The sequence below is a fragment of the Catalinimonas alkaloidigena genome (assembly GCF_029504655.1).
GTDB lineage: Bacteria > Bacteroidota > Bacteroidia > Cytophagales > Cyclobacteriaceae > Catalinimonas > Catalinimonas alkaloidigena.
This window is the reverse complement of record NZ_JAQFIL010000001.1, coordinates 232,374-256,026: the sequence shown is the minus strand read 5'-3', so window position 1 is coordinate 256,026 and position 23,653 is coordinate 232,374. Positions and strand designations below refer to the sequence as shown.

The window sequence follows — 23,653 nt, the reverse complement described above, 5'->3', positions numbered from 1 at the left end:
TAAGCCATTTTACTGACTAGCTACTTCTTTCCTTTCCATACTTTCATCAAATGAGTAAATTAACTATTAGCAGTGGGTTGGTTTGCTTACACATTTCATACAGGCGTAAACAAATTTTTTTCCCAGAACTTTATACATTACAGTCAAAACATAAATATAACCTATGTATACAGCAATCTTTATCATACTTGCCGGATTATCATTTTTCTTTGTCTACCAGGGCGTACGTAAAGAGCAAAAAGGCAAAGTATGGATGGGCGTAATCCTCGGTCTTTTTACTGCTTCCTTATCCAGTCTGATGACATTCTGGGGGGAGCTGCTGTGGTTTCAGGCAGTAGGTTTCGGGGAGCGTTTCTGGATTGCTACCCTCACCCAGTGGGGCATGGGACTCATCAGCATGCTAATTTGTGGCGGCCTCGTATGGCTGCTGTGCTGGCTGGTCACTTACCAAAACCGCTATATCAAATGGCTGGGCGTAGCCATAGGCGCTTTTATCGGTGGCGTATGGGGTTACGCAAGCTGGGAGGTATTTCTCAAATTCTGGTATGCTGTCGATACAGGTGTAAGTGATCCTATATTGGGGAAAGATACCGGATTCTACCTTTTCAAACTTCCTTTCCTTAGCTCTTCATATTCTCTATTATCAGCCCTGGTAGTCATCGCACTGATCGTATCCATACTTTCTATTTTTGTGAACCGCAGTGGACAAACCACCTTTGAGTTTGTGAGCCCGGACCACCCAAGCGATATTGATAACAAATTGATACTTTCAGTATTCTCCAACAGCGGTATTGTACTGATACTGATGGCTTTTGGGAAGTACCTGGACCGTTTTCAACTCATGTATTCTAATATGGGTGCTGTACATGGCCCCGGCTGGACAGACGACCATATTCGCCTGCCTGCTTATATTGTGATCATTGTCATTACGTTTGTTGCAGGCTTAATACTACTCATTCCTGCCACCCGTGACCGGTTCCGACATTGGATTATGCGTAAGCAGTTTATGCCGCTCAAAGCCTATCCCATCGTAGGTCTGCTAATGTTTCCCGCTGTATTTCTTATCTGGTTCATTGGCCTCTCAGCTATTCCTGGCCTGTTTCAGTGGCTGAGGGTAGAGCCTAATGAAATTACGTTTGAGAAACCTTATATTGTTAACAATATTGAATTTACCCGCCGGGGCTTTAAACTACATGATGTAGAAGAACGTGAGTTTCCTGCCGCCGACCGTTTCACCCCGGAAATGGTAGATAACAATCGTGAGATTTTTAACAATGTGAGGCTGTGGGACTGGCGGGCACTGGATGATGTATACCGGCAGTTTCAGGAGATACGATTATACTATGAATTTGCCGATGTGGATATCGACCGCTATATGATAGATGGTAAATACCGTCAGGTAATGGTATCTGCCCGTGAAATGGAACCCAACAACCTGCCCGCCCAAAGCCAGACTTTTGTGAATGAACGCTTCAAGTATACGCACGGCTACGGCATCACCCTTACCAATGTCAATGAGTTTACGCCCCAGGGCCTGCCCAATTTACTGATCAAAAACATACCCCCCGAAAGTGCCTATGAGAGCCTGGAGATAGAAAGGCCTGAGATTTATTATGGCGAACTTACCGACTCCCACGTGATCGTAAACTCGGAAGAAAGTGAATTTGACTACCCTCAGGGAGAGCAGAATGTATATGTTCGCTACGAAGGAACAGGAGGTGTACAGATCAGTAACTTTTTCAGAAAGTTCATTTACGGCTATATGTTTGATGGCTCTCGCCTGCTGTTTTCAACCTATCCCACCAGCGAAAGTCGTATCATGTTTAACCGAAAGGTATCAGAGCGGGTCAAAATACTGGCGCCTTTCCTGCAGTTTGAAAACGACCCCTACATCACCCTGGTAGATGGTCAGCTGAAGTGGATCATTGATGCCTACACGACTTCCAATGACTACCCCTATAGCGAACCTTTCACTGCACAGGAAAATATTGAATATCAGGAAGGAGATAACCGTAGAATGCTGATCACTCGATTGGACAACCAGCTACGGGGTGTCAATTATATCCGTAATTCTGTAAAAGCTGTAGTAGATGCCTACTCCGGTGAGGTTGACTTTTATGTATTTGACGAAGAAGACCCTATCATTCAGGTCTGGCAGCGCATCTTTCCCGATGTATTTCAGCCCAGAGAAGCTATGCCGGAAAAACTACAGGAGCATGTACGTTATCCAGAAAAAATGTTACTCACCCAGGGACTGGTGTACGCCAAATACCATATGACCGACCCGGAAGTGTTTTACAATCAGGAAGACCTCTGGATCAGAGCCACGGAAAAATATTACGATCAGGTGCAACCGGTACAGCCTTACTATATCATGTGGCAGCTCCCTGACTCGGATGAGCTTGAATTTACGCTTATACAACCTTTTACCCCTAAGAACCGACAAGTGCTCATCGGGTGGATAGCAGGGCTTTGCGACCCTGAAAACTACGGACGCTTTATCGCCTACCAGTTTCCTAAAGAGAAAAGAATCCTGGGTCCACAACAGGTAGAGACCAAAATAGATCAGAACAGTTTTCTTTCTTCCCAACTCAGCCTGTGGGATCAGAGAGGTTCTAATGTGATCCGGGGTAATGTGCTGGCTATTCCTGTAGATGAAACCATTATATACGTAGAACCCATTTACCTGCAATCTGAAACCGCGGCCTATCCCGAACTCAGACTTGTAGTGGTCATGCACAATGATGATCTGAGCTATGCAGAAAATTTTGAAGATGCATTGCAGGGAATTTTTGGTGGAACAGTTGCCAGCGCCGATATAGAATCTACTGTAAGTGGAATGCTGCCCGAAAGTCAGATTGAGCAGGCTCAGGCTCAACAGGCGCAAAGCGAGCAAGCTTCTACTGACCAAACGTTAATTCAACAAGCCAATGAAGCTTTTGAACAGTACCTTGAATCTACCGGGGACAAAGACTTTGATGCGGCAGCCGATCAGTTGAACCGCCTGCAACAGCTACTACAGCAACTGGCAGATGAAGAGGAAATAAATTGAAATTGCTGAAATCCAATGTCGGGAGTTTTGACCAAAAAACTCCTGACTTTAATTTAATTCGCGAAGTTACCGACTTCCACTTATAACTTTTTTATTTACGGATATTAGCTTCTTCGTATGTAAAATTATCTCTTGGAATCCTTTTGTGGTCATTGCACATTCACCTATCTGGCTGTTGACCGCCTAAGCCCTTTCCATCTTTCCGATTTCCCAAATCATCCAGCTAGTAAGCAATCCTTTGTAAAAATGGGATGTACAGACCTTTTTAGTTTTGATACTTCCGAATGCCTTCAGGCCGTAAGCGTGTAGTTCTATTTGTTTCTAATTACCAAAAAGCAGGAAAAAAACCTGACTTTTCCATCTTTGTCTTCATTTTTTTCAAGGAGACTAGTTAAATAATTTTTGTGATCTATTTGCTTCCAATGGTTTTTTACATACATTTATAGTGTACTACTTCACTAATACACTATGATATGATTAAGCTGCAGGAAATCACATTTGGATATACGCGACATCGGCGGCTCTTTGATGGGTTAAACTTACAACTGGAGGCAGGTCGCATTTATGGACTTTTAGGAAAGAATGGTGCTGGGAAATCCAGTTTATTGAGAATTATGACAGGCTTACTTTATCCAAATGGCGGTAAAACAGAAGTCCTGGGCCATATTCCTCTTAAGCGTCAGCCCTCTTTTTTACAGGAAGTCCTCTTCATCCCTGAGGAAATTTATCTCCCGCCGATCAGTATCACAAAGTACCTCAAAACACAGTCTCCTTTTTACCCAAAATTTAATGAGCAGCAGTTTCGCTATTACCTCACAGAATTTGACATCACTTATGAAAGCAAACTTGACGGCCTTTCTTTTGGCCAGCGGAAAAAAGTGCTGATCGCCTTTGCGCTGGCCTGCAATACCAGAGTACTTATCATGGATGAACCGACCAATGGGCTGGATATCCCTTCCAAAAGTCAGTTTCGTAAGCTGGTATCCTCTGTTTTTGAGGAAGACAGGTTGATGCTCATCTCCACCCATCAGGTAAGAGATCTGGATAATCTGATAGACGCCGTAATCGTACTGGATGATAGCGAAATTCTATTGCACCAAAGCCTGGAGGATATTAGTAAAAGGCTTAGGTTTACTACGCTCAGCAGTGTCGAAAACGACCATCGGGTATTGTATGCTGAACCTTCTTTGCAAGGCTATACCGTAGTGATGGAGGATTCTGCGCAGTTAGAGAATCTGACGGAATCTAAAGTAGACCTGGAACGCCTGTTTCATGCTGCCATACAGCAGCCCGAGCGAATTCGTGCGCTATTCAGTACACCAAGCCTCTCTAAAGCCCCCACCCTATGAATCAAACCCTAAATATATCTCGCATCGGCTTATTGCTTAAGCTTCATTTAACTGAAAACGGCCGAAGTTTTCTTATGGCAATCAGCCTAAGTGTAGGCGTAATGTTGGTACTGATGTCGCCAATACTATTCACCAATGGATATAATGACCTTTTATTCATTCTACATGGAACTGCTCTTTTTGCTGTTATGCTCGGCAGCAGTTTGTTTAGCAGTAGCGCTTTTAACACTTATAATAACGCTTCACAGGGGATTCCGGCCATCATGTTGCCTGCCTCCCGGCTGGAAAAGTTTCTGGTCGTCTGGCTGATTAATCTACTTTTTATTGGGTCAATGGCAGTCTCCTTCTATTTCCTGCATCACTGGATCATAGAAGCGGCTAACCAGGACATTGCTGAAGACAGAAGACAATACAACTCTATCCCTACAGAAGTAATTCGTTTTTTTGGTTTCTTTTATTTCATTCTACAGAGTAGCTGCTTTTTGGGCTCCATCTACTTTAGTAAGCAGGCGCTTCTTAAGACACTGGGCATACTAACGGGAACTGTCATTATAGCCTTTGTATTTAATTTAATCCTGGCCTATCAGTTTACCGGAAACCCTAGCAGAGTGACTACCTTTCCATTCATTTTCTGGGAAGTCATAATGGATCGTCGATATGTGGTTACTTTCCCCCTTTCTACTCAAAAGCAGATATATGTTTTCCTGAGTTTCTTGGTAGTAGCGATCTGGGGGACTACTTACGTTCGCCTGAAGGAGAAGGAGATTTAAAGACTGAACCATGGAATTTAACGATACACAAGCCATTTACCTGCAAATCGCTGACTATATCTGCGAGCAGATACTGCTGGAAAAGTGGCCTACGGAGAAACGTATCCCTTCGGTAAGGGATCTGGCAGCGCTGATGGAAGTCAACCCTAACACAGCCATGCGTTCTTATGATTTTTTACAGCAGAAAGAAATTATCTACAACAAGCGGGGCATAGGGTACTTTGCCAGCCTACATGCTCCGGAAAGAATCAAAGCTTATCGTAAAGAACGCTTTCTGGAAACAGAATTACCCGAGTTTTTCCGTACGCTCTATCTTCTGGACATCAGCATGGAGGAGATACAGGAACGCTACGATGCTTTTGTCAAAGAAACTTATCCTGCTACCTAAACTACTACTGCATGAAAACCAGTAATAAACTTCTTTTCATCCTGGTCACAGTGCTCTTTATGGGCATATTAGCTTCCTCTATGGTGCTCAAGTCTGAGTTTGAGAAAATAGACCGTGACAATCCTTTCTATGGCTATGCTCAGGAAAATCTGGAGCCTTTTACCGCTGTGAAACTGAGCGGTAACTATCCACACCTGGTACAATTGCAGCAAGGCGATACGTACGAACTTCTAACTACCCATGATGCCCGACCCAATCTCTTGTGGGAGGTCAAAGACGACACCTTAGTCATCAGTATACAATATCCTGAATCAAACTCAAGCTACAATCAGAACTATGCTTTCTACGACAATCACGCAGGAGTAAACATTATCGCTCCTCACCTATCTGCTTTATTCACTGAGGGCATCACCTGCCGGCTATCGGGATGGGACGAAGCACAGATGAGCATCCATATGAAAGGATACCAGAGAGGAATACTACTGAAAGAAAACACCATCGCACAGCTTTCGGCCAGCATCAGGCAAGGGGGATTAGTCCTTTTGGATGAGAACAATAAAGTGGAGCTGGCAAAGATAGAAGTACGCGATTCCAGCACTTTTACTGCTGGGTATGCTGCCATTGATTCTTTGAATATAAACGTTGACCAAACTGCCCAGGTAAAACTTCCGGGCTATCTGCTGAGTAGATTGGTACCATGAGAGTGATTAATATGCTGTGAAAGATGTTATTTTACAGAAAGCTGCTTATCATTGCTTGATCAACTAAAACCAATGATAACAGTGAAAAAGTACAACCTACACCTGATTTGCCTGCTACTGGGCATGATGCTCAGCACCTCCCTGACTTACGGACAGCAAAACAACAAGTATTTTTACCAGCTTAAAGTCTATCACCTGGCGGATGAAAGCCAGCAGCAAAGGGTAGACGAATATCTGAAAGATGCCTATGTTCCGGCCATACACCGTGCCGGCATTGAAAATATAGGGGTATTTCATGCTACGGAAAGCGAAACGCCCATGACCTATGTGCTGGTGCCTTACTCCTCTTTTGAGAAAATCCTGCAGACTGAGGATGCATTGGAAAAGGACAAAAAGTACCAGCGAGCAGGTAGTGATTATCTGGATGCCGCTCACGACGATGCGCCTTATGAGCGGATTGAAACCATTTTGCTACACGCTTTTTCTGATATGCCCGCTCCTATCGTACCTGATTTAAATAGCCCCAAAAGCGAACGTGTGTATGAGTTGCGTAGCTACGAGGGGGCTACGGAAAAACTGTATGCCAGCAAAGTGAAAATGTTTAATGAGGGTGATGAAATTGAAATCTTTAACAACCTGGGCTTTGAGTCGGTATTTTACGCAGAAACATTATTCGGTGGTCGTATGCCCAACCTAATGTACATGACTGCTTATAATAACCGTGCAGAAAGAGATAAGCGCTGGGATGACTTCAGAGCAGATCCTGACTGGCTGGAGCTTAAGGTGAAGGACGAATACCAGAACAATGTTTCCAAGTCTGACATCATCTTCCTCCGCGCGGCTGAATATTCGGATTTTTAACATAGTGTTATGGTTCTTGGTCGCTACGGAGTGATGTTTTAGTTTTTGGTGTCAGAGTGTATTAATTCTAAGTACACACTATAAGCCTACGAACTTTAACCCAGCGTACCACGACTCCAAGAACCATAACACTCAGAACTATTGTACAATATTGTTGAACAATTAGCTTTTATAATTAGTAAACCCTATATGAAAAAAGTAGGGGTTTTCTTTTTTTTATACTTGCTAAACAGCCAGTTTCTTGTCGCACAGGAAGCCGCCGACAGTACCCAAAGCCTTACCCTTTCTGCACATTCGGATGTCTACTTCGCCAACTTCAGCGGTGAAAGTGAGGCTAATTCCTTACAGCCGGTCACTACCGTTTCTCCCCGTGATGAGCGCTTCGGCCTGAATATCGCCCAGCTAGGTGTACACTACAATGCTGACAGAGTCAGGGGTAATGTCATCATTCATTACGGCGACATTGCCGAGGCCACCTGGTCGGAGGAGTTCAGGGCGGTGCAGGAAGCCAATATGGGCGTACGGCTTTTTGACAAGTGGTGGGTAGATGCCGGATTCTTCGCCACTCACATCGGTACGGAAAGCTTTCTGCCCAAAAACAACTATACCAGTGCTACCGCGGTAGCCACCTACAACGAGCCTTTTTTTCAGAGCGGAGCCCGACTGTCTTATGAAGGTAGTGAGCGGCTGGACTTTGCCTTCTGGGTAGTAAGTGGCTATAATTATTTTCTGGATGCCAATGATGCCAAATCAGTTGGTATTGCTACATCATATGCGCTTTCTGACAATCTGAATCTAACTTATACCAATCTGTTCGGCAGAGAGTCTTTAGACGGGCAAGAGCCTGAGCAATACCGCACTTACCATAACCTCTATGCCAACTGGCAACCCGCCGATAGCTGGTTTGTGATCATTGGCGGCGACCTGGGGACCCAAACGAATTCCGAACTGGAGAACCCGAATGGGACTGCCTTCATGTATAATGCACTCACTACCGTAAGATGGCAATTTAGTCCGTTGTATTCCATTACCGCCCGGGGAGAGATTTTTCAGGACCCGGAAGGTTTTATCTCCGGTATCTATACCACCTTTGATGATAGCATAGCAGGCCTGGAGCTCTACGGCCTTACCCTAAGCACTGAATACCGACCTCTAGAAAACGCCTATGTACGCCTGGAAGGTCGCTATCTGGAAACGTTAAACGAAATCACCATCTTTGACAATGCCGACATGACCACCCACCGCTGGGAGATGATGATCACCATGGGCTGGGAGATTGAAAAGGCCTGGGCGTGGTAAATGTAGTACTATAAGCTTACCTCCTTAAAATTTACCTATAAGCTAACATTAGACTTTCAAAAGAACCCTAACATCAATGCCCTCTCGCATCGGCCCTACCGCACCCCCATAAAGTTCATCACCACCTGCTCTACTTCAGCTTCGGTGGTCATGAGGGGGCGCAGTTCGTAACGTTTGACATTGGACTTCTCCAGCCAGTCGGACCAGAAGAGCTTGAGGATTTCGGTGTCGGTAGGGTGTACGGTAGCATTGCCCCCCTGCGAAAGGGAACGGTCGTACATTTCCAGCACCAGCACTTCCACTTCTTCCAGATAAGGGTTGCTGACCGGCACTATGCCGTAGTTGTTTTCCTCAAAGAAAGATTTCATATCCTTTGCTCCCGACTGCTTGAAGGCCTGCCGAAACTGTTTTACCCGCTCTCCGCTCAGATAATAACACTGATTCTTTTCAGGGCAGCCTTTATTGTCGTAAATACCCGCTTCTATGTAGCCATCGGTGAGCAGGATAAGCACATTGCGGTACTGGTTGCGGTAAGTAGTACCATTAAAAATAATTGGGTCTTTCTCTTCCTGCACCACCAGATTATCTACTCCCGCATTGAGGTAAGACCATACGTCCGCACCAAAAGTATTTTTTGTGGCGATTTCGTTGACGCGGGCAAACTCCTGTGCGAAGTTTTGTATGTCCGCTTCCAGCGTCGCTTCACTCCTACCCTTGATGTAGTCTATCCTCTCCCGCTGGTTTTTGAACTGGCTGAAATCTATGTTTAACAGTGATTTATTGATGTCATACTCATTGACCAGCTTTTTATTCACCAGAGAAACCGTGAATCTGTCCAGTTGATTGTCAGAGCGCTGGTGATTGAGAATGGCAGGATAGATATTCTCCAGCACGCTATGCACAATCTGCTGATCGTTGAGCGGACGAGGATGCAATTTAGTGTTGACCCGGTTGGATAAGTCCGGCGCAAAGATGATGTTATAGTGCGTCAGATTGATACTTTCGCCTTCTTCTCTTTCCGCTTCCTTAAAACTCTTGCTGTTGCTGGAGCAGGAGGCCAGGGTAATGGCCAGTATGAGGCAAATTCCAATTGGTTTGTGGAGACACAAACCAAGGCGTAAACATGTATCCTTCAGATATGCCAGATCTAATACAAATGTTTTATTCATCACTAGGCTTTTATTCTTTGGTCAAATCGGTTACCACTCAGCTTATCTACCTGCCACTGAGTCGCTACCTCGGCAGCGGCCTTACTCTTTTCCATGGCTTTGTTTACAGCGTACTCATCATGCAGGAAGTCGTTCCATCCTTCCAGAAACACATTGATACGATCCTTGACAGAGTCTATGGAAATAGGCAGAATGTCATTCTCAATATGATTTTTGTAGATATCCGTTACCCTTTCAATGCTCTGAGTCTTGTTGTGCATCTCACTCTTTTTCTGCTCTGTCTGCTGCGTCTGCTTGGCAGGCATGGCTGCCACCTCTTCCCGGCAAATATTAATATCGGTATTGTACTGAATGATCTCTTTTTCAAGCCTTGCAATCTCCTCTTCATGCGACAACCTCAGGCTCTGGTTATGGGCAATGTCCTCCTGCATATGCCGGATATGCTGCTGATTCTTGCGGTAGTTCATATCAGGATTGCGTTCTTCAAAGAACTGCATCAGCTTCTCAAAAGTAATTTTAAACAGCAATAAGCCCAAGGCTCCCAGAATAAACACCAGGTAGAAGTTCAGGTCTTCAAAGGCCATCATAAACTTCCACTGTACATCTACTTCACCGGTCAGGTAGTCTACATTATGGATAGCCTCGGCTACTTTGTAAGCGATAAAAGCATCTACCAGCAGTATGCCCAGGGTCATAAGGGTGTTTTTCCACCAGTTCATCTTTTGCACAAACCTGCCGATCAGCGCCAGCGAAACGGGTACAAAGACAAAGAGCATAATGAAGAAGAGTGCCGAACCTCCCTTGTCTGCCGCCATGCCGATGGCATCGGGATTAAAGACTTCGGGAGGGTTCACCGTAATGCCTCTCAGCCGGGCCTCTTTGGCATCCAACTCACTAAAGAGTAATATGTAGGCGGCGGAAGAATAGAAGAAGAAGAGGTAAAGTATCAGGCCCAGATTAATGAGAGTGACCGGGATAAACTCAAACCACTTAAAAGCCGGCTTCGCGTAATTGCGCTCCTGTTCCTTGATCTGCTGTACTATCTGCTGGTTCTTTTCCTGCACCGCCGGTATCTTAGAAGTGCGTATGCCTTCTATCTCTTTCATATTGATGGCGATATGCGACTCCAGGCTGCTGATCTTGTGTTGCAGGCTTTCCCTCCGGCTCTCAAACTGCGTATCCAAAGTATGGAGTTGCAGGGCCAGTTGCTCTTTTAGCTTATCAGTACTTTTTACCCGCTGCTCCTCTATCTTACTGATCAGGCGCGTCTTCTTGTCTTCTATCACATTGACCTCATTGATAAAGACCGAATACACACTGTCCAGCCCTTTGCTAAGCACATGTGCATCTCCATTGTTGGCCCTGGCTCGCTCATAGCCCTGCTTGCGCAGCAGCTCACGATCAAAATTACTCACCTCTGCTGCAATCATTGAGTCCAGCACATGCTCATATTCGCTGCGCGTATCTGTTGCTGTAGAAGAAGTTGGCTGTTGATCAACTCTGGGCTGACTACTAAGCTGCGGTCTTTCCTGTGACTTCATGCCAAAGAAAGCTTTTATCTGGGAGAGCAAAGATTTTTTCTCCGGCTGAGCTGGCTGAAGCTCAAAAGCTTTGTTTTTAATTTCATTGAAATAGGCGATCAGACGCTCTACCGTAGCTTGATGATAGGTGAGCACAATGCTTTCCTGCTGACTGCTCTGCTCTGCGCGGCTCCAGTCGTAGGCACCATAAAAAGCTAGCTTTTTGTCTACTATGCAGAACTTTTGTTGCGTCATATCATGCGCAGCCGGATCTACGGTCAGCACAGAAGCCCCTTTAAGCACAAGTTGCTGAAGAGAAGAGTCTTCGTATTCAAATATTTCTTCGTACTCATACTCCTGCCCATGCATACGATCGGCGATGATGATTTCAATCTTTACCCCTTCCTCAATTTTTTTGAATAGCAGGCGAAATAGTTCATCATGGGAAAAGCGATCTACTGCAATTAGTATGGATGACTGGGCCGCGGTAATTTCTTTGTGCAGACGGGCATAAATCTCCTCCCGGGTATAAATGATGTGCTGATCGATAGTTCCATTGCTCCCAAACATAGGCTCAAGTTTAATTTAGTTTTATGAACGACCAGCCTGTTAAAAGGTGGACTGAAAAGTCGTTCTAAGTGGCTCTTGTAAAAATTATTATGTCTGGCAGTTTAAGTTAAGGATCAATTTATGAGACTAAAACGATAAGTATGATGAATCCTTGTCCTTAGAAGCAATTTTTTTATCTCCTCTACTCCTCTTAATTCCTTGCCTGCCGAGCTCAGGGCCGGAATTGATGAGCAGCCAGTCTCGGTAAATATAAGAACCCCAAAAAGCGCCTTAAGTTATGCTCATACCTACGCATCATTGTGTAGAAAAACACCCCGTATTGAGGTGCCTTAACGGCCAGCGTTTGCTCTTCTTTTTTTACCGAATGCCTACGCAATACACTGCAGCTCAGTTTATTACTTCTGGCATGATTCTTCTATTATAGTATAGTGCGCGCGCAAACTTAAACTATTTTTTTACACAAACATTTTTAATTATGAGACGTTCAATCATCGCTTTAGCTGCATTGGCAATTTTTTCTTTCACTACAGTCGGTGCAAATGCTATTCCCGTACAACAGGATGCTGTTGTCGCGTTTATGCAGGATACCCGTACCGAAATGGAGTACGATAATCTTCCTCAGGCGGTAAAGACTGCTTTTGAAGAGTCTGATCACAAAGATATGGATGTCACTATGGTATACGAGGTTACCACCGAAGACGGCACTCATTACGAACTCAACATTACTGATGGCACAAACTCTTCTATCCTGAAGTATGATGCTGAAGGTAATGAAATTGAAGAATAAACCATTATCTTTTAAAACATTGGCTTAGCCTGTCTCAACAAGACAGGCTTTTTTTATGCTGTAAATATGTTTTTTTTCCATACTATGGTACATTTCTGAAGTGGGCTGTGGGACCGGGTCACGGCGACACGGGGTGCCCCACACAAGCCCACGGCATCTGGGTCTCGGTTTGTGTCCGGCCTGGAGGGTCTTCACAAACCGAAAATGTACCGCAGTATAGTTTTTCTCTTATGCAAAAGGAGGAAACTTTAGTATAAATTTCCTAACCCTGCTCTCTCCCTCGAAGAGCAGAGAGTGTACGTTAGTGGACAGAATGACAATTCCTGTATGACGCTCTATTCTACTCAGCAAATAGCTGGTCTCCTGATTGGCAAAGCGATCGTGGGAATCTCTCACCGCTGTTCTTTTCCCAAAAAGGGCGTCAGCTTCGTCAAAAAACAAAAGCCAGCCTGATGAGGAGGTACTGTGAAAAATTTTATCAAGATTCTTCTCTGTTTCTCCTAGGTATTTTGAAGAAACAGCAGATAAGTCAACACTATAAAGCTGTTTACCCAGACTCCTGGCAAGCATGCCTGCCGCGGCTTTCTTTTGGAAGACTGAACCGCCCGTCATCACCACCAATGAAGGACGGAATGTGAAGCTATCTTTTTGTAGTGAGTCTACCAAAGCAGCAGGTATTCCTTCTCTCTGCTGATACATATGGGTAAGCTCATGATTTAAAAGTCTTTTCATATGCTTTAGTATGTACTGGCCAAGTGTATGTAATTAAACCCTGATGCTTTGGTCAGCCCTCTCCAGGCTTCCGCATTGAATGGTGGAAAACAGAAGCCTAAGAATTACGATTACACATCCTGTGAGTCATAGATCTGCACCTTATCCCACAGATGCGCGCAATCTTCTACAAATTTCTTATGGATGGGGTCTTCCTGATAAGCATTGTGATCTTCTACACTGCTGAATGTCACGAGTAGAGATACTGCGTATGAATGATCTACCACCTCTCTTTTTGGAGTGGCCGCCGGTACACCGACTTTAAGCATCTGGTGTGAGTCAATCTGTTGCATTGACTTCAGCCCGCTAATCAGACTGTCCAGATCTTCTTTGGAATCAGGGTTCTTCAGCCAGAAGAAAACATGATGCTGCATCGTTGATAATTTTTCCATTTTTGATAAATAGTATTAAAGTTAAAAAGTACGAACTGCCCTTAAAACAAGAGGGCATGGCAATTCTACGACAATTTTTATTAGTGACAAATTACCCTCAAAACACCAGTCAGATAAAAAGGCTCATTCAGTCTTCAATTTCCCTTCTGCCAGTATACTAAATTTTCCACTGAGCCTTACATTATCATCTTCCAGCAGCTCACAGGTGAATTTACCTCCCCGTTTGCTCAATTGATGGGCTCTCATACGTTTTTTATCCAGCTTCTTACCCCAGAAGGGTGCCAGCACCGCGTGCGAGGAACCGGTAGCAGGATCTTCCAGCTGTTGCACATGAGGGACCAAAGTACGGCTCACAAAATCCACCTCATCACCCGGAGCGGTTACAGCATAACCAAAAGCAGCCAGTTCTCTCAGCCTGGCAAAATCAGGCTTCATATCTCGCAGTGCTGCTTCGCTTTCTACCAGTACGATGTTTTTGTTGGGGGTAGAATAATAGGCATTGATGGCAATACCCAATCCAGCCTCCAGGGTTTCGGGAATCTCATCCTCCGAAAGTACCGGAATACCATCCAGGGTAATAGAGGCGCTGCCATCTTCCTGCATTTGTCCTTCCAACTGCCCTTCGGGAAAGTGAAGCACTGTCGTTCCTTCAACTGAGCGCTGGGTGCTCAGGTACACGATAGCTGCCAGTGAGCCATGTCCGCAAAGACCGATCTCAGCGTCAGGGGCAAACCAGCGGACACGAAAATCAGATGGCTCGTCCTCCTCGCTCTTCCATAAAAAGGTAGTAGCAGGCTGGTTGAAATCCGCCGCGATGGACTGCATGCTGGCTTCATCTATTTCTTTTTCCAGCCATACCACAGTGGAGGTATTCCCTTTAAATCCACGAGCAGGATCATCAAAAACTTCTATCAGCGCAAAGGGACTATGCATATGCTTATCTGTTTCAACTTTAAATATATCTTTTCAAAGCTAAAGGAATTTGTGGGAGGACAAACCCAAAACAATAAAAATCGTGGTTCCCGCACCCGGTAAAAGAGGTTACCATTCTCTGCTTGGGTCAACTAACCCTAACAGGCTGGAGAGATATGTGTTCCTCCGGGCTGGATTTGATTGCTCCAATTTTGTAAATTGAGTTCCACCCAAATACCACTGCGATGCTCAACGCGCTTGACTTTATCCGCAACCACCCCGGCTTTAAGCAGTTTACCGTTGACAAACTTACTTTCGTCACTTACGACTGCCCGATTGAAGAGTCTCCCTTTGACTACTGGACGCCTAAAAACTACTTTGCCTTTATTACCAAAGGAGGGCTACGGTGGAAGACGCCCAGGCAGGATTACGTAGTCCACCAGGGAGATGCAGTATTCATCAAAAAGGGGGCACACCGGGTCTACAAAATACTTAGCGGAGAGTTCTGCGCACTCATGATTTTTCTTCCGGACGATTTTATCTGTACTACCTTACGAGAAGAAGCCCTTAACGGCTGCCAAAATCATCCTGTGGAAGATACAGACACGGTGATCCGTTTAAAAGTTGACCCCACGCTTTCTGACTACTTTGCAGGTGTACTCAACTACTTCGCGCAGTCCACAGCTCCCTCCAAGAGCCTGCTGAAGGTAAAGTTCAAAGAGTTGATCATCAACATTTTGACCAGTAGCAGCAACCCGGCTTTATCCTCTTACTTCCAAAGCATTAATATGGATAAGAAGCATCAACTACAAAATATTATGGAAGAAAATTTTGTCTATAACCTTAGCCTGGAAGAATACGCCAGGCTATGCGGTAGGAGCCTTGCTTCTTTCAAACGTGATTTTGAAAAGGTTTACCATAGCAGTCCGGGCAAATGGCTGAAGAAAAAACGCCTTGCCTATGCTAAGTTTCTACTGGAAACCACTGAGCTTAATGTCAGTGAGATTACCCTGGAGGCCGGCTTTGAAAACACTTCTCATTTTATCAGGAATTTTAAGAAAAAGTACCACTATCCTCCGTTACAATTCAGAAAATCCGTGGTTGAAGTCGCCTGAGCCGGACAGTACATTTTTTGACTGTGTCAGCAAACCCTAGTTGTTTGATTGAAAGTATCTTGGCGTAATTATTTATCAACTAACCTTATACTTCAATGCAAGCTAATTACTTTGCTATACTACTGGTGTTTTTCCTGGCATGCGACCCCTCGGAAGAGCCATCTGCCTCCCAAAAAAAGGTTGAGGAAAACAATAGCTTTATCATTGACCTCAATGCGCTTACGTATACCATTGCTAATGAACATGATAACTTTTACTCATTCATCGGAGTACGCGCCCTGACGATGGTACATTTGGCTATTCATGATGCGCTCAATGTGGTACAGTCACGCTACGAGACCTACGCCTTTCACGAAAAACACCCGGATGCTGACCCACTGACTGCTGCTACGGAAGCTGTCCGGAACATCCTGCTGGAACTGTATCCTCAACGCTCAGATACCATCAAGCTGGTCTGTGATGAGTGGGTTAGTTCTGTTGCGGCATCAGAAGAGAAAGCGCGAAGCATCAGTCTGGGTAAAAAAATCGCGGACACCTACATCCGGCTTCGTGAGGGAGACGGTCATGAGAAGCAGGGAGACTATACGCCAATGACTAAGCCTGGCGACTATCAATACACTCCCGGATGGAATGAATGGGTACTCAAGCCTGATTTTGATTATGCCCGCCCTTTTGCATTAGATACGGTGACGCAGTTCCGATCTCCTCCTCCTCCTGCTTTGACAAGCGAAGCATATACCCAATCGTACAATGAGGTAAAGGCCTACGGGATGAAAAATAGCACCCTACGGTCAGAAGATCAGACGCACTATGCCCATTGGTGGGCTGAATTCGCTGAGCATGGCTGGAACCGCATCGGAAGAATAGTGGCGAAAGCAGAGGGGCTTGCTATCCACGAAACCGCTCGCATGTTTGCCCTTATCAACATGGACATTTACGATATCTACCTGGCTTCTCTGGAAAGCAAATATTATTACGATACCTGGCGACCGCTCACCGCCATACAGGAGGCAGAAACGGACGGTAATCCGAATACAGAAGCTGATCCCGACTGGGAGCCTGAAATGCTGACGCCCCCCTGGCCGGAATATCCCTCAGCCCACGCCTCGGTGGCAGCGGGGGGTGCGGAAATAGTCAGCGAGGTACTGGGCAGTCCGGAGGTATCATTTACGATGGAGTCTGTTTCAGCGTTGCCAGAGGGAAAAACCCGTACTTATACCAACCTCAGGCAGGCAGCCGACGACTGTGCGGATTCCCGCATCATGAATGGCTATCATTTCCGTTTTGCTACCGAAGAAGGTAAACGGCAGGGAAAAGCAGTCGCCCAACATATTATTGCCAACTACCTGAGGCCGGTAAGTGAATAGTCGCTAAGAGCAAAAGTTTGACTTCATGCACGAGCATTTTCGCTAAAGCTATGAGTAGTTTTGTGGGTTAGCAATTAATGCTGGAAACTCCTGCCAAATATTCAGAACTGGCAAGAATACGCGAATAACTGCAACCATTGTTTTATACAGTTTTTAATCCTGATAAGCTCCCGAAGAGTATGTCAATTCATAACTGTGCGTATAAATTTCAAATACGATTCCAAATGGGTCTTCTACATAAACCATTTTGTAAGGTTTGTCATTCGGGTAATACTCTCGTATTGGCATTCTTTGCTTTCCTCCACATTCAACAATTTTTTTGGTCAGGTTTTCTATATCAGGATCCTGGACACAGAAATGAAAGAGTCCGGTATTAAAGGGGTTAAACTCCGGCGCCTCCTTATCTCCTTGCGGAAAGGAAAATAATTCTATCCCAATTCCGTCAGAAGTTGACATATGAGCAATTTCAAATTCTTCCCAATCTTCTCCAAACACATCAATGCACATCTGTCCGATGGCTGTTTCCCTTTCTTTTTTTACTTTAGAAGGTGACATAATAATGTACCACCCCATTACATCTTGGTAAAAGTTTACTGCTTTATTGATATCAGGAACGGTAATTCCGATGTGTGAAAAGGATTTCGGGTATTTTATATTTTGCATAGTATATTTTTCAACGACCGATACAGCAGCCCGGCCGAGTTTATTTACGTTTTTTTTATGCTTCAAGTTTGGCCCCTGGAGAAACAGAAGTACGGCTACTTTTTAAAAAGATATCGCGGGTGAATTTTGTGAGCATCTGTTTTTATTTCTTCCATCCCATCCATCCGTGTAAGATCAGGGAAATTCCAGTAGCTACAAAAATTACCATTCTAATCAAATATCGGTATTCATTCCAAGCAACTCCTTTAGATTTTTTAATCAAATTCGTTCCATCTCCTAGCTGATAGAAATATACACTTGCCCCAATCAAGAGCAATCCAAAAGCAAATGGGTAAACCGTATTGATCTTTTTATGGTATCCAATCCGCTTGTTCTCTTGTCGTTGATAAATTCTCTCAATGATTTGTAAAATTTAACTACATTGATTTAAGAAGATTTTTCTGGCGTCATAAGAATAATGTCAAAGTATGGGCCCAACGTCCGTTAAATAAAGCAGGCGACCTTCACCAACCTTAGCTACACGTTCACAAAATTTGCTGCCTGCACTATCAATGGCTGTAAGATAGCTGGGAACTTGCTTCATTCTGTTGTTATTCGCAGCTTTTAATTTGTAAAATACAGCAGCTGTTGCTCTTTTATCTGCTTTATCTTTTCCCTGTACGATTTTGCCACTTGCTCATTCTTCTCACGTTGGAGAAGACCTTCATAGTACTTCACAGCATTGATATACAAAGAAGTATTGATACAAGGCGCATGGTTTAGGAGCCAGTCATATCGCTCCTGAATTTCAGCTGAATGCTGATGTTGATTTTCGTCAGACCTTAACAAATCATTCAGTAATAAATACTGCCGCTTAGCCTCTTCTGGCCTGTCACCAAAACACCATGAGTCGCCTAAACAATTAATACAATTAGGGTCAACTTCAGTAACAGGCAAATTTCCAATATCTCGGCTGTAATATTGAAATTTCTTCCAGTTCCCGCTGCTGGTTAACACCTTGGCCAGTATCATTTCCTGCTCAGTGAGCTTATAGACTGCCCACTCTCCAGCTAAAAATTTAGTGGCTTCTGCCCGATTGTTGTCAAATTTTATGGTCTGTTCGTTAAGCACCTGCCATTGACCCAGTATTTCCTGGTGGCAATCAACGCACCACGAACTTATCATGGCACCGTCTTCTTCAAAATCAACAATCATCCCACGGTCACTGACTCGCTCCTCATTTTGAAAGTGATCTTCAGTCCTGACCAACTTCCATTTCCCAATCATGGTGTTGACCGCTTTAGTATCTAGCTTGATAGCACTGCTATCCTTTACATAAGGATTTCCTGTGATTTGTGCATTACTTTGAATACAACAGAATAAAAAAATGATGGTTAGGTATCTCATACTGTAATCAGGCTATTTGTGTTGCGAATAAACGGTTGGGTATATGAAAAGTAGGCGACTAATAAGGACTGAACTTTTGGGAATTGATAAAACTTATAGTAAGCAAAAAGCTTTATTTCAGCACTATTTCGCCTATTTTTTATCAGGTTAAACGCATTTAAACGTATGTAAAAAAAGAGGAGAGAGCTAACTTTGCCAGATGAATTGGCAAAAGGTTTTTGGAAGCGTTCCTGATTTTAGGATAAATCGGCGCAAGAAGCATAATCTGGTAGATATTTTAGTCATAGCCTTATGTGCGATAGTAAGTGGAGCAGATGATTTTGAAGAGATAGAAGCCTATGGTAAACGAAAGGAGGTATTCTTGAGAGGATTTTTAGAGCTACCGAATGGTATTCCCTCTCATGACACTTTTAATCGCGTGTTCAAATATATGGACAAATCAGCTTTTGGAGGTTGCCTGTATCGTTGGTCTAAGGAGTTATTAGGGTTTATCAAAAGTAGTATTGTCCAAATCAACGTGGATGGTAAGGTGCTTTGCGGTACAGCAAAGTCAGGCTTTAAGAAGAGCGGCATTTGTATATTAAGTGCCTGGGTAGCCGAACACCACTTGATATTAGGTCAGGAAAAAGTAGATGCTAAAAGCAATGAAAAGACCGCTATTCCTGAATTGTTGAAGTCTTTGGATTTGGAAGGCTCCTTAGTGAGCAGTGATGCAGCCGGTTGCCAGCTCAAGAATGCAGACGGTTCGCCGTGCGATTTAATTATAGAGAAAGGAGGAGACTATTTGATAGCTATCAAGAAAGATCATAAGCATATGTATGAGCAGATTACAGACTGGATGAGTAAAAGAAAAAAGCATATGTGCTTTGATGAGTGGATAGATTTTGGTAGTGGCCGCATTGAGAAGAGAGTCTGTTATGTGGAAACCCAGCTTGCATTACTAGATGATTTATCAGAATGGAAACATTTAAAGTCAATCATAATGGTGGAAGCAAACCGGGAAAAGGGTGGAAAAATTACCTATGAAAACCGCTTCTATTTAAGCAGTTTAGAGGTTACTGCTAAAGAGTTTAATAAACTCATTAGAAATCATTGGAGCATTGAAAATCATCTGCATTGGAAACTTGATGTTGTATTCCGAGAAGATATGAGTAGAACTAAAACAGGCAATGCTGCTGAGAATATGACAACCGCTCGGAAGTTAGCTCTGCAACTGCTCAATCAAGTTCAAGATAAGGAAAGCGTGAAGAACAGAAGAAAGATAGCAGGTTGGGATGATAATTATCTGCTAAACATTCTTAAAAACTTGACTAAAAATTAAATGCGTTTAACCTGATTTTTTATATATCTTGTTAGCATTCGTTTCCCTACTCCTTTATTGGTGTTCAATTGTATATTTTAATGGATAGTTTACTTCTACAACATAGCGTAATAAACGAGCTAAACTGTTTTAATGCTATTTGTAAACTCAAGGAAAGTTATAGATCAAAACGAATCAATCATTTTTGTTGACTTTTTCTTGAGCCCAATTTGCCATTAAATTTAAATAGTCATCATAATACATCCAGCCTTCAAAGGGGCCATCGTTGAGCCCATATTTATATAGATAATGACTTGCTTCAGGGTAGACTTTTATTGTAATATCCTTCCCGTATAACTGTTTTGATATTCGAAGCGTGTCCACAACTATTTTTGTCGGAATGTTCTTGTCCTTCCCCGCCATCACATAGAGCATAGGGATTTGAATTTTTTTGAAATATGGAAAAGGGTCATAGCTGAGCCTCTTGGCTTGAGATGCATATTCTAAGGAGTCATAATCATTCAGTTTTGAGAAATTGAACCATTTTCCAAAATGCTTGTGCTCATTAAGCCTTTTGAGTTCTACATTAATTTGATCACGTTCTAAACCTTTAGCTGAAATTTTAGCCTCATGAATATCAATATAAAATCGGCAAATGCGTTCATGCATTGGGAGGATGACATTCTCAACTTCCTCATTTGTAAACCCTTCTTCCAAAGCATCACTTTTAATCTCGTGAAAAATCGTTTGCAATACATTTAGAGGAGAGCTCACCCTATTTATTAGAAATCTAATGTCGGGGTTTTGATAAACTAGTTGAGGTGTAAACCAGCCTGACTCACTTAAACCCATTACACCGATATTTTGGCTGTCTATATCCTTACTTTTCCTTAGGAATGAAATCGCGGCATTAGCATCCCCCAAAAGATCTTCATAAATGAAATATTTATAGTCCACATCTTTCGAACTTCTTTTGGAATAGATCATGACCGCAAAACCTTTTTCTAGAAAGGCATTTGCATGATATTTGAAATAGGCTTTATCGTAATCCTGATGAGTACTTCCTGATCCATGCAATAATAGAATAGCTGGATAGGGTCCGTTGCCAGAGGGTTTGATTAAAACCCCTTCCAGATTAATATTGGAATGAAAACTAATTCTTTCTATTTCTCCATTAAAACTAGGGTTTAATAAGATGATGGCACTGGTAACAACAAAAAAAAGCAAGGGAATCAAAATCCACTTTAGGAAAAACTTAAGCTTTTTCATTGTGTCATTTTATGATTACTAACGTCCCGCGCATGTTGCGTATCGGCCTTTAAAATCGTTTAATTATTCGCTGTAGATAAAAGTAGTAAGAAAACGTAAAAGTCTGCGGTTTACGATGTAACTCGATATGCAATATGCGCATTGTGTGTGCCCAGCATGGGCATCTGGTATCTAAGATACCATATTATTCCAGAGAGTGAAAGCCGCCGGGGCCCGGTCTCTCATAGGCGAGTTGGCGAAGCCTATTAGCAAACTGCAAGGGCGCTTCGGGTGACCGGAGGTCTGAGCGACCCCGTCTGAAGGAAGCAGGACTGCAAAACCCGGTACTGACGACCATTCCATGGCGGACAGCAACGGCATACCGAGGCTGGTTAGAGTGGGTAAGCAAGCACATCTTTGCGACGCCGTTGCCACGGTGGCCCGTAGCCAATAAACTCTAGCAAGTAGATGCCGCAGGAATCGGGGGAAGCCGCCGTGGCCCGGGAATATGCTCTTACCCGGTTGTCGCACAATGGGGAGGTCTCAAGTGCCTGGAAAAGTTGTTTGAGAAGTCACAGCGTCGGCTGCCGACAGAGGTCATAGTAGTCACTGGAAATGAGTCCAGCCTGGAGGGCCGTAAGAGCTACGGAGGTCTCACAAGGTGATGAAGGACCGGGGGGCCCCGACCGAACGCTGAGAATGCTCTGAATTCGGCAAGGAAGCGGCAGCCGCGCTGTTTACAGATTAAGAGTCTGCTAGCCTTGTCTTAAGAGGGGCGGAGGGAAACCTCTCAATCTCAGCGAACCGCTGGTTACGCGATCGCGCCACGATGGCCCGTACGACCAGTGGTGTGTGAGGGCTGAAGTAGGAAACGACACCTTTTGGGTAGGTTTAAATGTCAATTCCTACTTTTCCCTACACGATTATAGGTTGTTTATTCATTGTCAATTTTACTCCATACCAATTTATGCCTATTTGAGCCTATTAGATCAGTGCTTAAGGTCAGGTCATCCCCATTGAATTCAAAATATCTAATTTGATTTTGACCAACCCAATTTGGGAAAGAACTTATTTTTATTTGATGAACCACTTGATTAGTGGTAAGATTTACTTCATAATTTCCACAATAAGCAATAAATCCATTATAAGCAACAACCACCTCATCAGGCTGGGCTTGAAGGGGATCATCAGAAAGAAATTTAGATCTATTATTTTTCATTATCTGAACTGCCATGTTTCCATTGCTGTCGTAAGTTATTCGTCCTATTGCATCTTCGCCAAAGGGAAATACTATACCTTCATCGTTTGACTCGGCTGTCCATTCCTTTAATTCCCAGGAACCAACAAATTTTTCATTTGACATTTTCTCATTTACCATATTTATCGCCGCATTGATTGAATCTGTTTCATCACTTTGAGTTGATGATGCTTTTTGTTTGCAACTTGTAAAACATAAGATTATTAAAAATGAGATTATAATAAAATCTTTCACTTGAGTTTGGTTTTTTAATGACCTATAACATAGGGATAGCGCAGAGTTACGGCCATCTTCCATATACTTTCATCTGCTTAACGCCCCATAGCATTTAATGGACACATCAAAAACGTGCAATTACGTAGAGCATTCAGGTGTTTTTACATGTATCTAATGTAATTCATTTTTTTTACATGTATATGAATCTACTCAATTTTATTCAATAGAAGGTGATTCTTTAGCCTGAGGTATAAAGGACTGCTCAGCATCATGCTCATTGATGAATTGCCACTGAACAAGATCATGTGTGATGTATTCTATTCTTTGCCTATCGCTTATACAAACACTTATAAGCCCTCCTCAAAGCCTACTCTTTTACCTTTATATCGCCTTGTTATTGCGGCTATCCGGTCTATAAGGTGTGTAGTCGCTCCTTCTCTGCCTGCTGGCAATGTTTACTTTTGCTCATAGCTGCTGAGACTTAATCTTAAATACGCTCTTCTGTGCTTTTGGCCAAACTTGTCAAATCTCTCACTTGATGAAAGGGAACTTTGTCTGA

Annotated in this window: 20 protein-coding genes; 11 read left to right on the top strand and 9 right to left on the bottom strand. The window is 43.5% G+C overall.

All coding sequences use genetic code 11. The features are described 5' to 3' along the window. Window positions 1-163: 163 nt before the first annotated feature. From OKW21_RS01065 to OKW21_RS01035, 7 genes are all read left to right on the top strand, one after another. A complete protein-coding gene (locus OKW21_RS01065) occupies window positions 164-3,052 on the top strand; it encodes a UPF0182 family membrane protein (protein WP_277476500.1) in 2,889 nt (962 codons plus the stop codon). A gap of 473 nt (window positions 3,053-3,525) precedes the next feature. Next, the gene (locus OKW21_RS01060; protein ID WP_277476498.1) at window positions 3,526-4,401 is read left to right on the top strand and encodes an ABC transporter ATP-binding protein; all 876 of its coding nucleotides are present in this window, start codon (window positions 3,526-3,528) and stop codon (window positions 4,399-4,401) included. After that, window positions 4,398-5,171 carry a hypothetical protein gene (locus OKW21_RS01055; protein ID WP_277476497.1) on the top strand — a complete coding sequence of 258 codons (774 nt, stop codon included), beginning with the start codon at window positions 4,398-4,400 and terminating at the stop codon, window positions 5,169-5,171. Before OKW21_RS01060 ends, OKW21_RS01055 begins: the two co-directional genes overlap by 4 nt. Window positions 5,172-5,181: 10 nt before the next feature. Further along, complete coding sequence (locus OKW21_RS01050) at window positions 5,182-5,559, top strand: GntR family transcriptional regulator (protein WP_277476496.1); 378 nt, start codon at window positions 5,182-5,184, stop codon at window positions 5,557-5,559. Between the two features lie 11 nt (window positions 5,560-5,570). After that, window positions 5,571-6,260, top strand: coding sequence for a hypothetical protein (locus tag OKW21_RS01045; protein ID WP_277476495.1), 690 nt, complete (start codon window positions 5,571-5,573; stop codon window positions 6,258-6,260). Window positions 6,261-6,341: 81 nt separating this feature from the next. Beyond that, window positions 6,342-7,121: an NIPSNAP family protein gene (locus tag OKW21_RS01040; RefSeq protein WP_277476494.1), complete on the top strand. Its 780-nt coding sequence runs from the start codon at window positions 6,342-6,344 to the stop codon at window positions 7,119-7,121. Window positions 7,122-7,310: 189 nt separating this feature from the next. Next, the gene (locus OKW21_RS01035) at window positions 7,311-8,420 is read left to right on the top strand and encodes an outer membrane beta-barrel protein (protein ID WP_277476492.1); all 1,110 of its coding nucleotides are present in this window, start codon (window positions 7,311-7,313) and stop codon (window positions 8,418-8,420) included. Between the two features lie 95 nt (window positions 8,421-8,515). Here OKW21_RS01035 and OKW21_RS01030 read toward each other — a convergent pair whose 3' ends face one another. Together OKW21_RS01030 and OKW21_RS01025 are read right to left on the bottom strand one after the other, a co-directional pair. Beyond that, on the bottom strand, window positions 8,516-9,589 hold the full coding sequence (locus OKW21_RS01030; protein ID WP_277476491.1) for a hypothetical protein: 1,074 nt from the start codon (window positions 9,587-9,589) through the stop codon (window positions 8,516-8,518). Window positions 9,590-9,591: 2 nt separating this feature from the next. Continuing rightward, the gene (locus OKW21_RS01025; protein ID WP_277476490.1) at window positions 9,592-11,679 is read right to left on the bottom strand and encodes a phospholipase D-like domain-containing protein; all 2,088 of its coding nucleotides are present in this window, start codon (window positions 11,677-11,679) and stop codon (window positions 9,592-9,594) included. Between the two features lie 475 nt (window positions 11,680-12,154). On the opposite strand from OKW21_RS01025, the gene OKW21_RS01020 reads away from it, so the two are divergent. Continuing rightward, entirely contained in the window at window positions 12,155-12,466 is a 312-nt protein-coding gene (locus OKW21_RS01020) for a PepSY-like domain-containing protein (protein ID WP_277476489.1), read from the top strand. Window positions 12,467-12,694: 228 nt separating this feature from the next. On the opposite strand, the gene OKW21_RS01015 is transcribed toward OKW21_RS01020, so the two are convergent. From OKW21_RS01015 to OKW21_RS01005, 3 genes are all read right to left on the bottom strand, one after another. Then, window positions 12,695-13,198, bottom strand: coding sequence for an AAA family ATPase (locus OKW21_RS01015; protein ID WP_277476488.1), 504 nt, complete (start codon window positions 13,196-13,198; stop codon window positions 12,695-12,697). A gap of 110 nt (window positions 13,199-13,308) precedes the next feature. Then, window positions 13,309-13,629 carry a Dabb family protein gene (locus OKW21_RS01010; RefSeq protein ID WP_277476487.1) on the bottom strand — a complete coding sequence of 107 codons (321 nt, stop codon included), beginning with the start codon at window positions 13,627-13,629 and terminating at the stop codon, window positions 13,309-13,311. A gap of 123 nt (window positions 13,630-13,752) precedes the next feature. Beyond that, the gene (locus OKW21_RS01005; RefSeq protein ID WP_277476485.1) at window positions 13,753-14,562 is read right to left on the bottom strand and encodes a PhzF family phenazine biosynthesis protein; all 810 of its coding nucleotides are present in this window, start codon (window positions 14,560-14,562) and stop codon (window positions 13,753-13,755) included. Between the two features lie 224 nt (window positions 14,563-14,786). Here OKW21_RS01005 and OKW21_RS01000 point away from each other — a divergent pair, with 224 nt between their 5' ends. Beyond that, on the top strand, window positions 14,787-15,656 hold the full coding sequence (locus tag OKW21_RS01000) for a helix-turn-helix domain-containing protein (RefSeq protein ID WP_277476484.1): 870 nt from the start codon (window positions 14,787-14,789) through the stop codon (window positions 15,654-15,656). 95 nt (window positions 15,657-15,751) lie between these two features. Further along, window positions 15,752-17,023, top strand: a complete 1,272-nt coding sequence (locus tag OKW21_RS00995; protein ID WP_277476483.1) for a vanadium-dependent haloperoxidase — start codon at window positions 15,752-15,754, stop codon at window positions 17,021-17,023. A 153-nt stretch (window positions 17,024-17,176) separates the two neighbouring features. On the opposite strand, the gene OKW21_RS00990 is transcribed toward OKW21_RS00995, so the two are convergent. Both OKW21_RS00990 and OKW21_RS00985 read right to left on the bottom strand, forming a co-directional pair. Beyond that, window positions 17,177-17,686 (bottom strand): lactoylglutathione lyase family protein, encoded by a 510-nt coding sequence (locus OKW21_RS00990; protein ID WP_338130111.1) that lies wholly within the window; start codon window positions 17,684-17,686, stop codon window positions 17,177-17,179. A gap of 603 nt (window positions 17,687-18,289) precedes the next feature. Next, entirely contained in the window at window positions 18,290-19,072 is a 783-nt protein-coding gene (locus OKW21_RS00985; protein ID WP_277476481.1) for a hypothetical protein, read from the bottom strand. Between the two features lie 199 nt (window positions 19,073-19,271). On the opposite strand from OKW21_RS00985, the gene OKW21_RS00980 reads away from it, so the two are divergent. Continuing rightward, the gene (locus tag OKW21_RS00980; protein ID WP_277476480.1) at window positions 19,272-20,393 is read left to right on the top strand and encodes an ISAs1 family transposase; all 1,122 of its coding nucleotides are present in this window, start codon (window positions 19,272-19,274) and stop codon (window positions 20,391-20,393) included. Between the two features lie 174 nt (window positions 20,394-20,567). Here the strand turns inward: OKW21_RS00980 and OKW21_RS00975 are convergent, their stop codons facing one another. Together OKW21_RS00975 and OKW21_RS00970 are read right to left on the bottom strand one after the other, a co-directional pair. Beyond that, window positions 20,568-21,641 carry an alpha/beta hydrolase family protein gene (locus OKW21_RS00975; protein WP_277476479.1) on the bottom strand — a complete coding sequence of 358 codons (1,074 nt, stop codon included), beginning with the start codon at window positions 21,639-21,641 and terminating at the stop codon, window positions 20,568-20,570. Between the two features lie 913 nt (window positions 21,642-22,554). Next, window positions 22,555-23,175 carry a lipocalin-like domain-containing protein gene (locus tag OKW21_RS00970; protein ID WP_277476478.1) on the bottom strand — a complete coding sequence of 207 codons (621 nt, stop codon included), beginning with the start codon at window positions 23,173-23,175 and terminating at the stop codon, window positions 22,555-22,557. Window positions 23,176-23,653 lie beyond the last annotated feature (478 nt).

Bases quoted from the DNA above. Each gene is read 5' to 3' on its own strand.
- OKW21_RS01065 (WP_277476500.1), top strand. From the start codon at position 164: ATGTATACAGCAATCTTTATCATACTTGCCGGATTATCATTTTTCTTT.
- OKW21_RS01060 (WP_277476498.1), top strand. From the start codon at position 3,526: ATGATTAAGCTGCAGGAAATCACATTTGGATATACGCGACATCGGCGG.
- OKW21_RS01055 (WP_277476497.1), top strand. From the start codon at position 4,398: ATGAATCAAACCCTAAATATATCTCGCATCGGCTTATTGCTTAAGCTT.
- OKW21_RS01050 (WP_277476496.1), top strand. From the start codon at position 5,182: ATGGAATTTAACGATACACAAGCCATTTACCTGCAAATCGCTGACTAT.
- OKW21_RS01045 (WP_277476495.1), top strand. From the start codon at position 5,571: ATGAAAACCAGTAATAAACTTCTTTTCATCCTGGTCACAGTGCTCTTT.
- OKW21_RS01035 (WP_277476492.1), top strand. From the start codon at position 7,311: ATGAAAAAAGTAGGGGTTTTCTTTTTTTTATACTTGCTAAACAGCCAG.
- OKW21_RS01030 (WP_277476491.1), bottom strand. From the start codon at position 9,589: ATGAATAAAACATTTGTATTAGATCTGGCATATCTGAAGGATACATGT.
- OKW21_RS01025 (WP_277476490.1), bottom strand. From the start codon at position 11,679: ATGTTTGGGAGCAATGGAACTATCGATCAGCACATCATTTATACCCGG.
- OKW21_RS01020 (WP_277476489.1), top strand. From the start codon at position 12,155: ATGAGACGTTCAATCATCGCTTTAGCTGCATTGGCAATTTTTTCTTTC.
- OKW21_RS01015 (WP_277476488.1), bottom strand. From the start codon at position 13,198: ATGAAAAGACTTTTAAATCATGAGCTTACCCATATGTATCAGCAGAGA.
- OKW21_RS01010 (WP_277476487.1), bottom strand. From the start codon at position 13,629: ATGGAAAAATTATCAACGATGCAGCATCATGTTTTCTTCTGGCTGAAG.
- OKW21_RS01005 (WP_277476485.1), bottom strand. From the start codon at position 14,562: ATGCATAGTCCCTTTGCGCTGATAGAAGTTTTTGATGATCCTGCTCGT.
- OKW21_RS01000 (WP_277476484.1), top strand. From the start codon at position 14,787: ATGCTCAACGCGCTTGACTTTATCCGCAACCACCCCGGCTTTAAGCAG.
- OKW21_RS00995 (WP_277476483.1), top strand. From the start codon at position 15,752: ATGCAAGCTAATTACTTTGCTATACTACTGGTGTTTTTCCTGGCATGC.
- OKW21_RS00990 (WP_338130111.1), bottom strand. From the start codon at position 17,686: ATGCAAAATATAAAATACCCGAAATCCTTTTCACACATCGGAATTACC.
- OKW21_RS00985 (WP_277476481.1), bottom strand. From the start codon at position 19,072: ATGAGATACCTAACCATCATTTTTTTATTCTGTTGTATTCAAAGTAAT.
- OKW21_RS00980 (WP_277476480.1), top strand. From the start codon at position 19,272: ATGAATTGGCAAAAGGTTTTTGGAAGCGTTCCTGATTTTAGGATAAAT.
- OKW21_RS00975 (WP_277476479.1), bottom strand. From the start codon at position 21,641: ATGAAAAAGCTTAAGTTTTTCCTAAAGTGGATTTTGATTCCCTTGCTT.
- OKW21_RS00970 (WP_277476478.1), bottom strand. From the start codon at position 23,175: ATGGAAGATGGCCGTAACTCTGCGCTATCCCTATGTTATAGGTCATTA.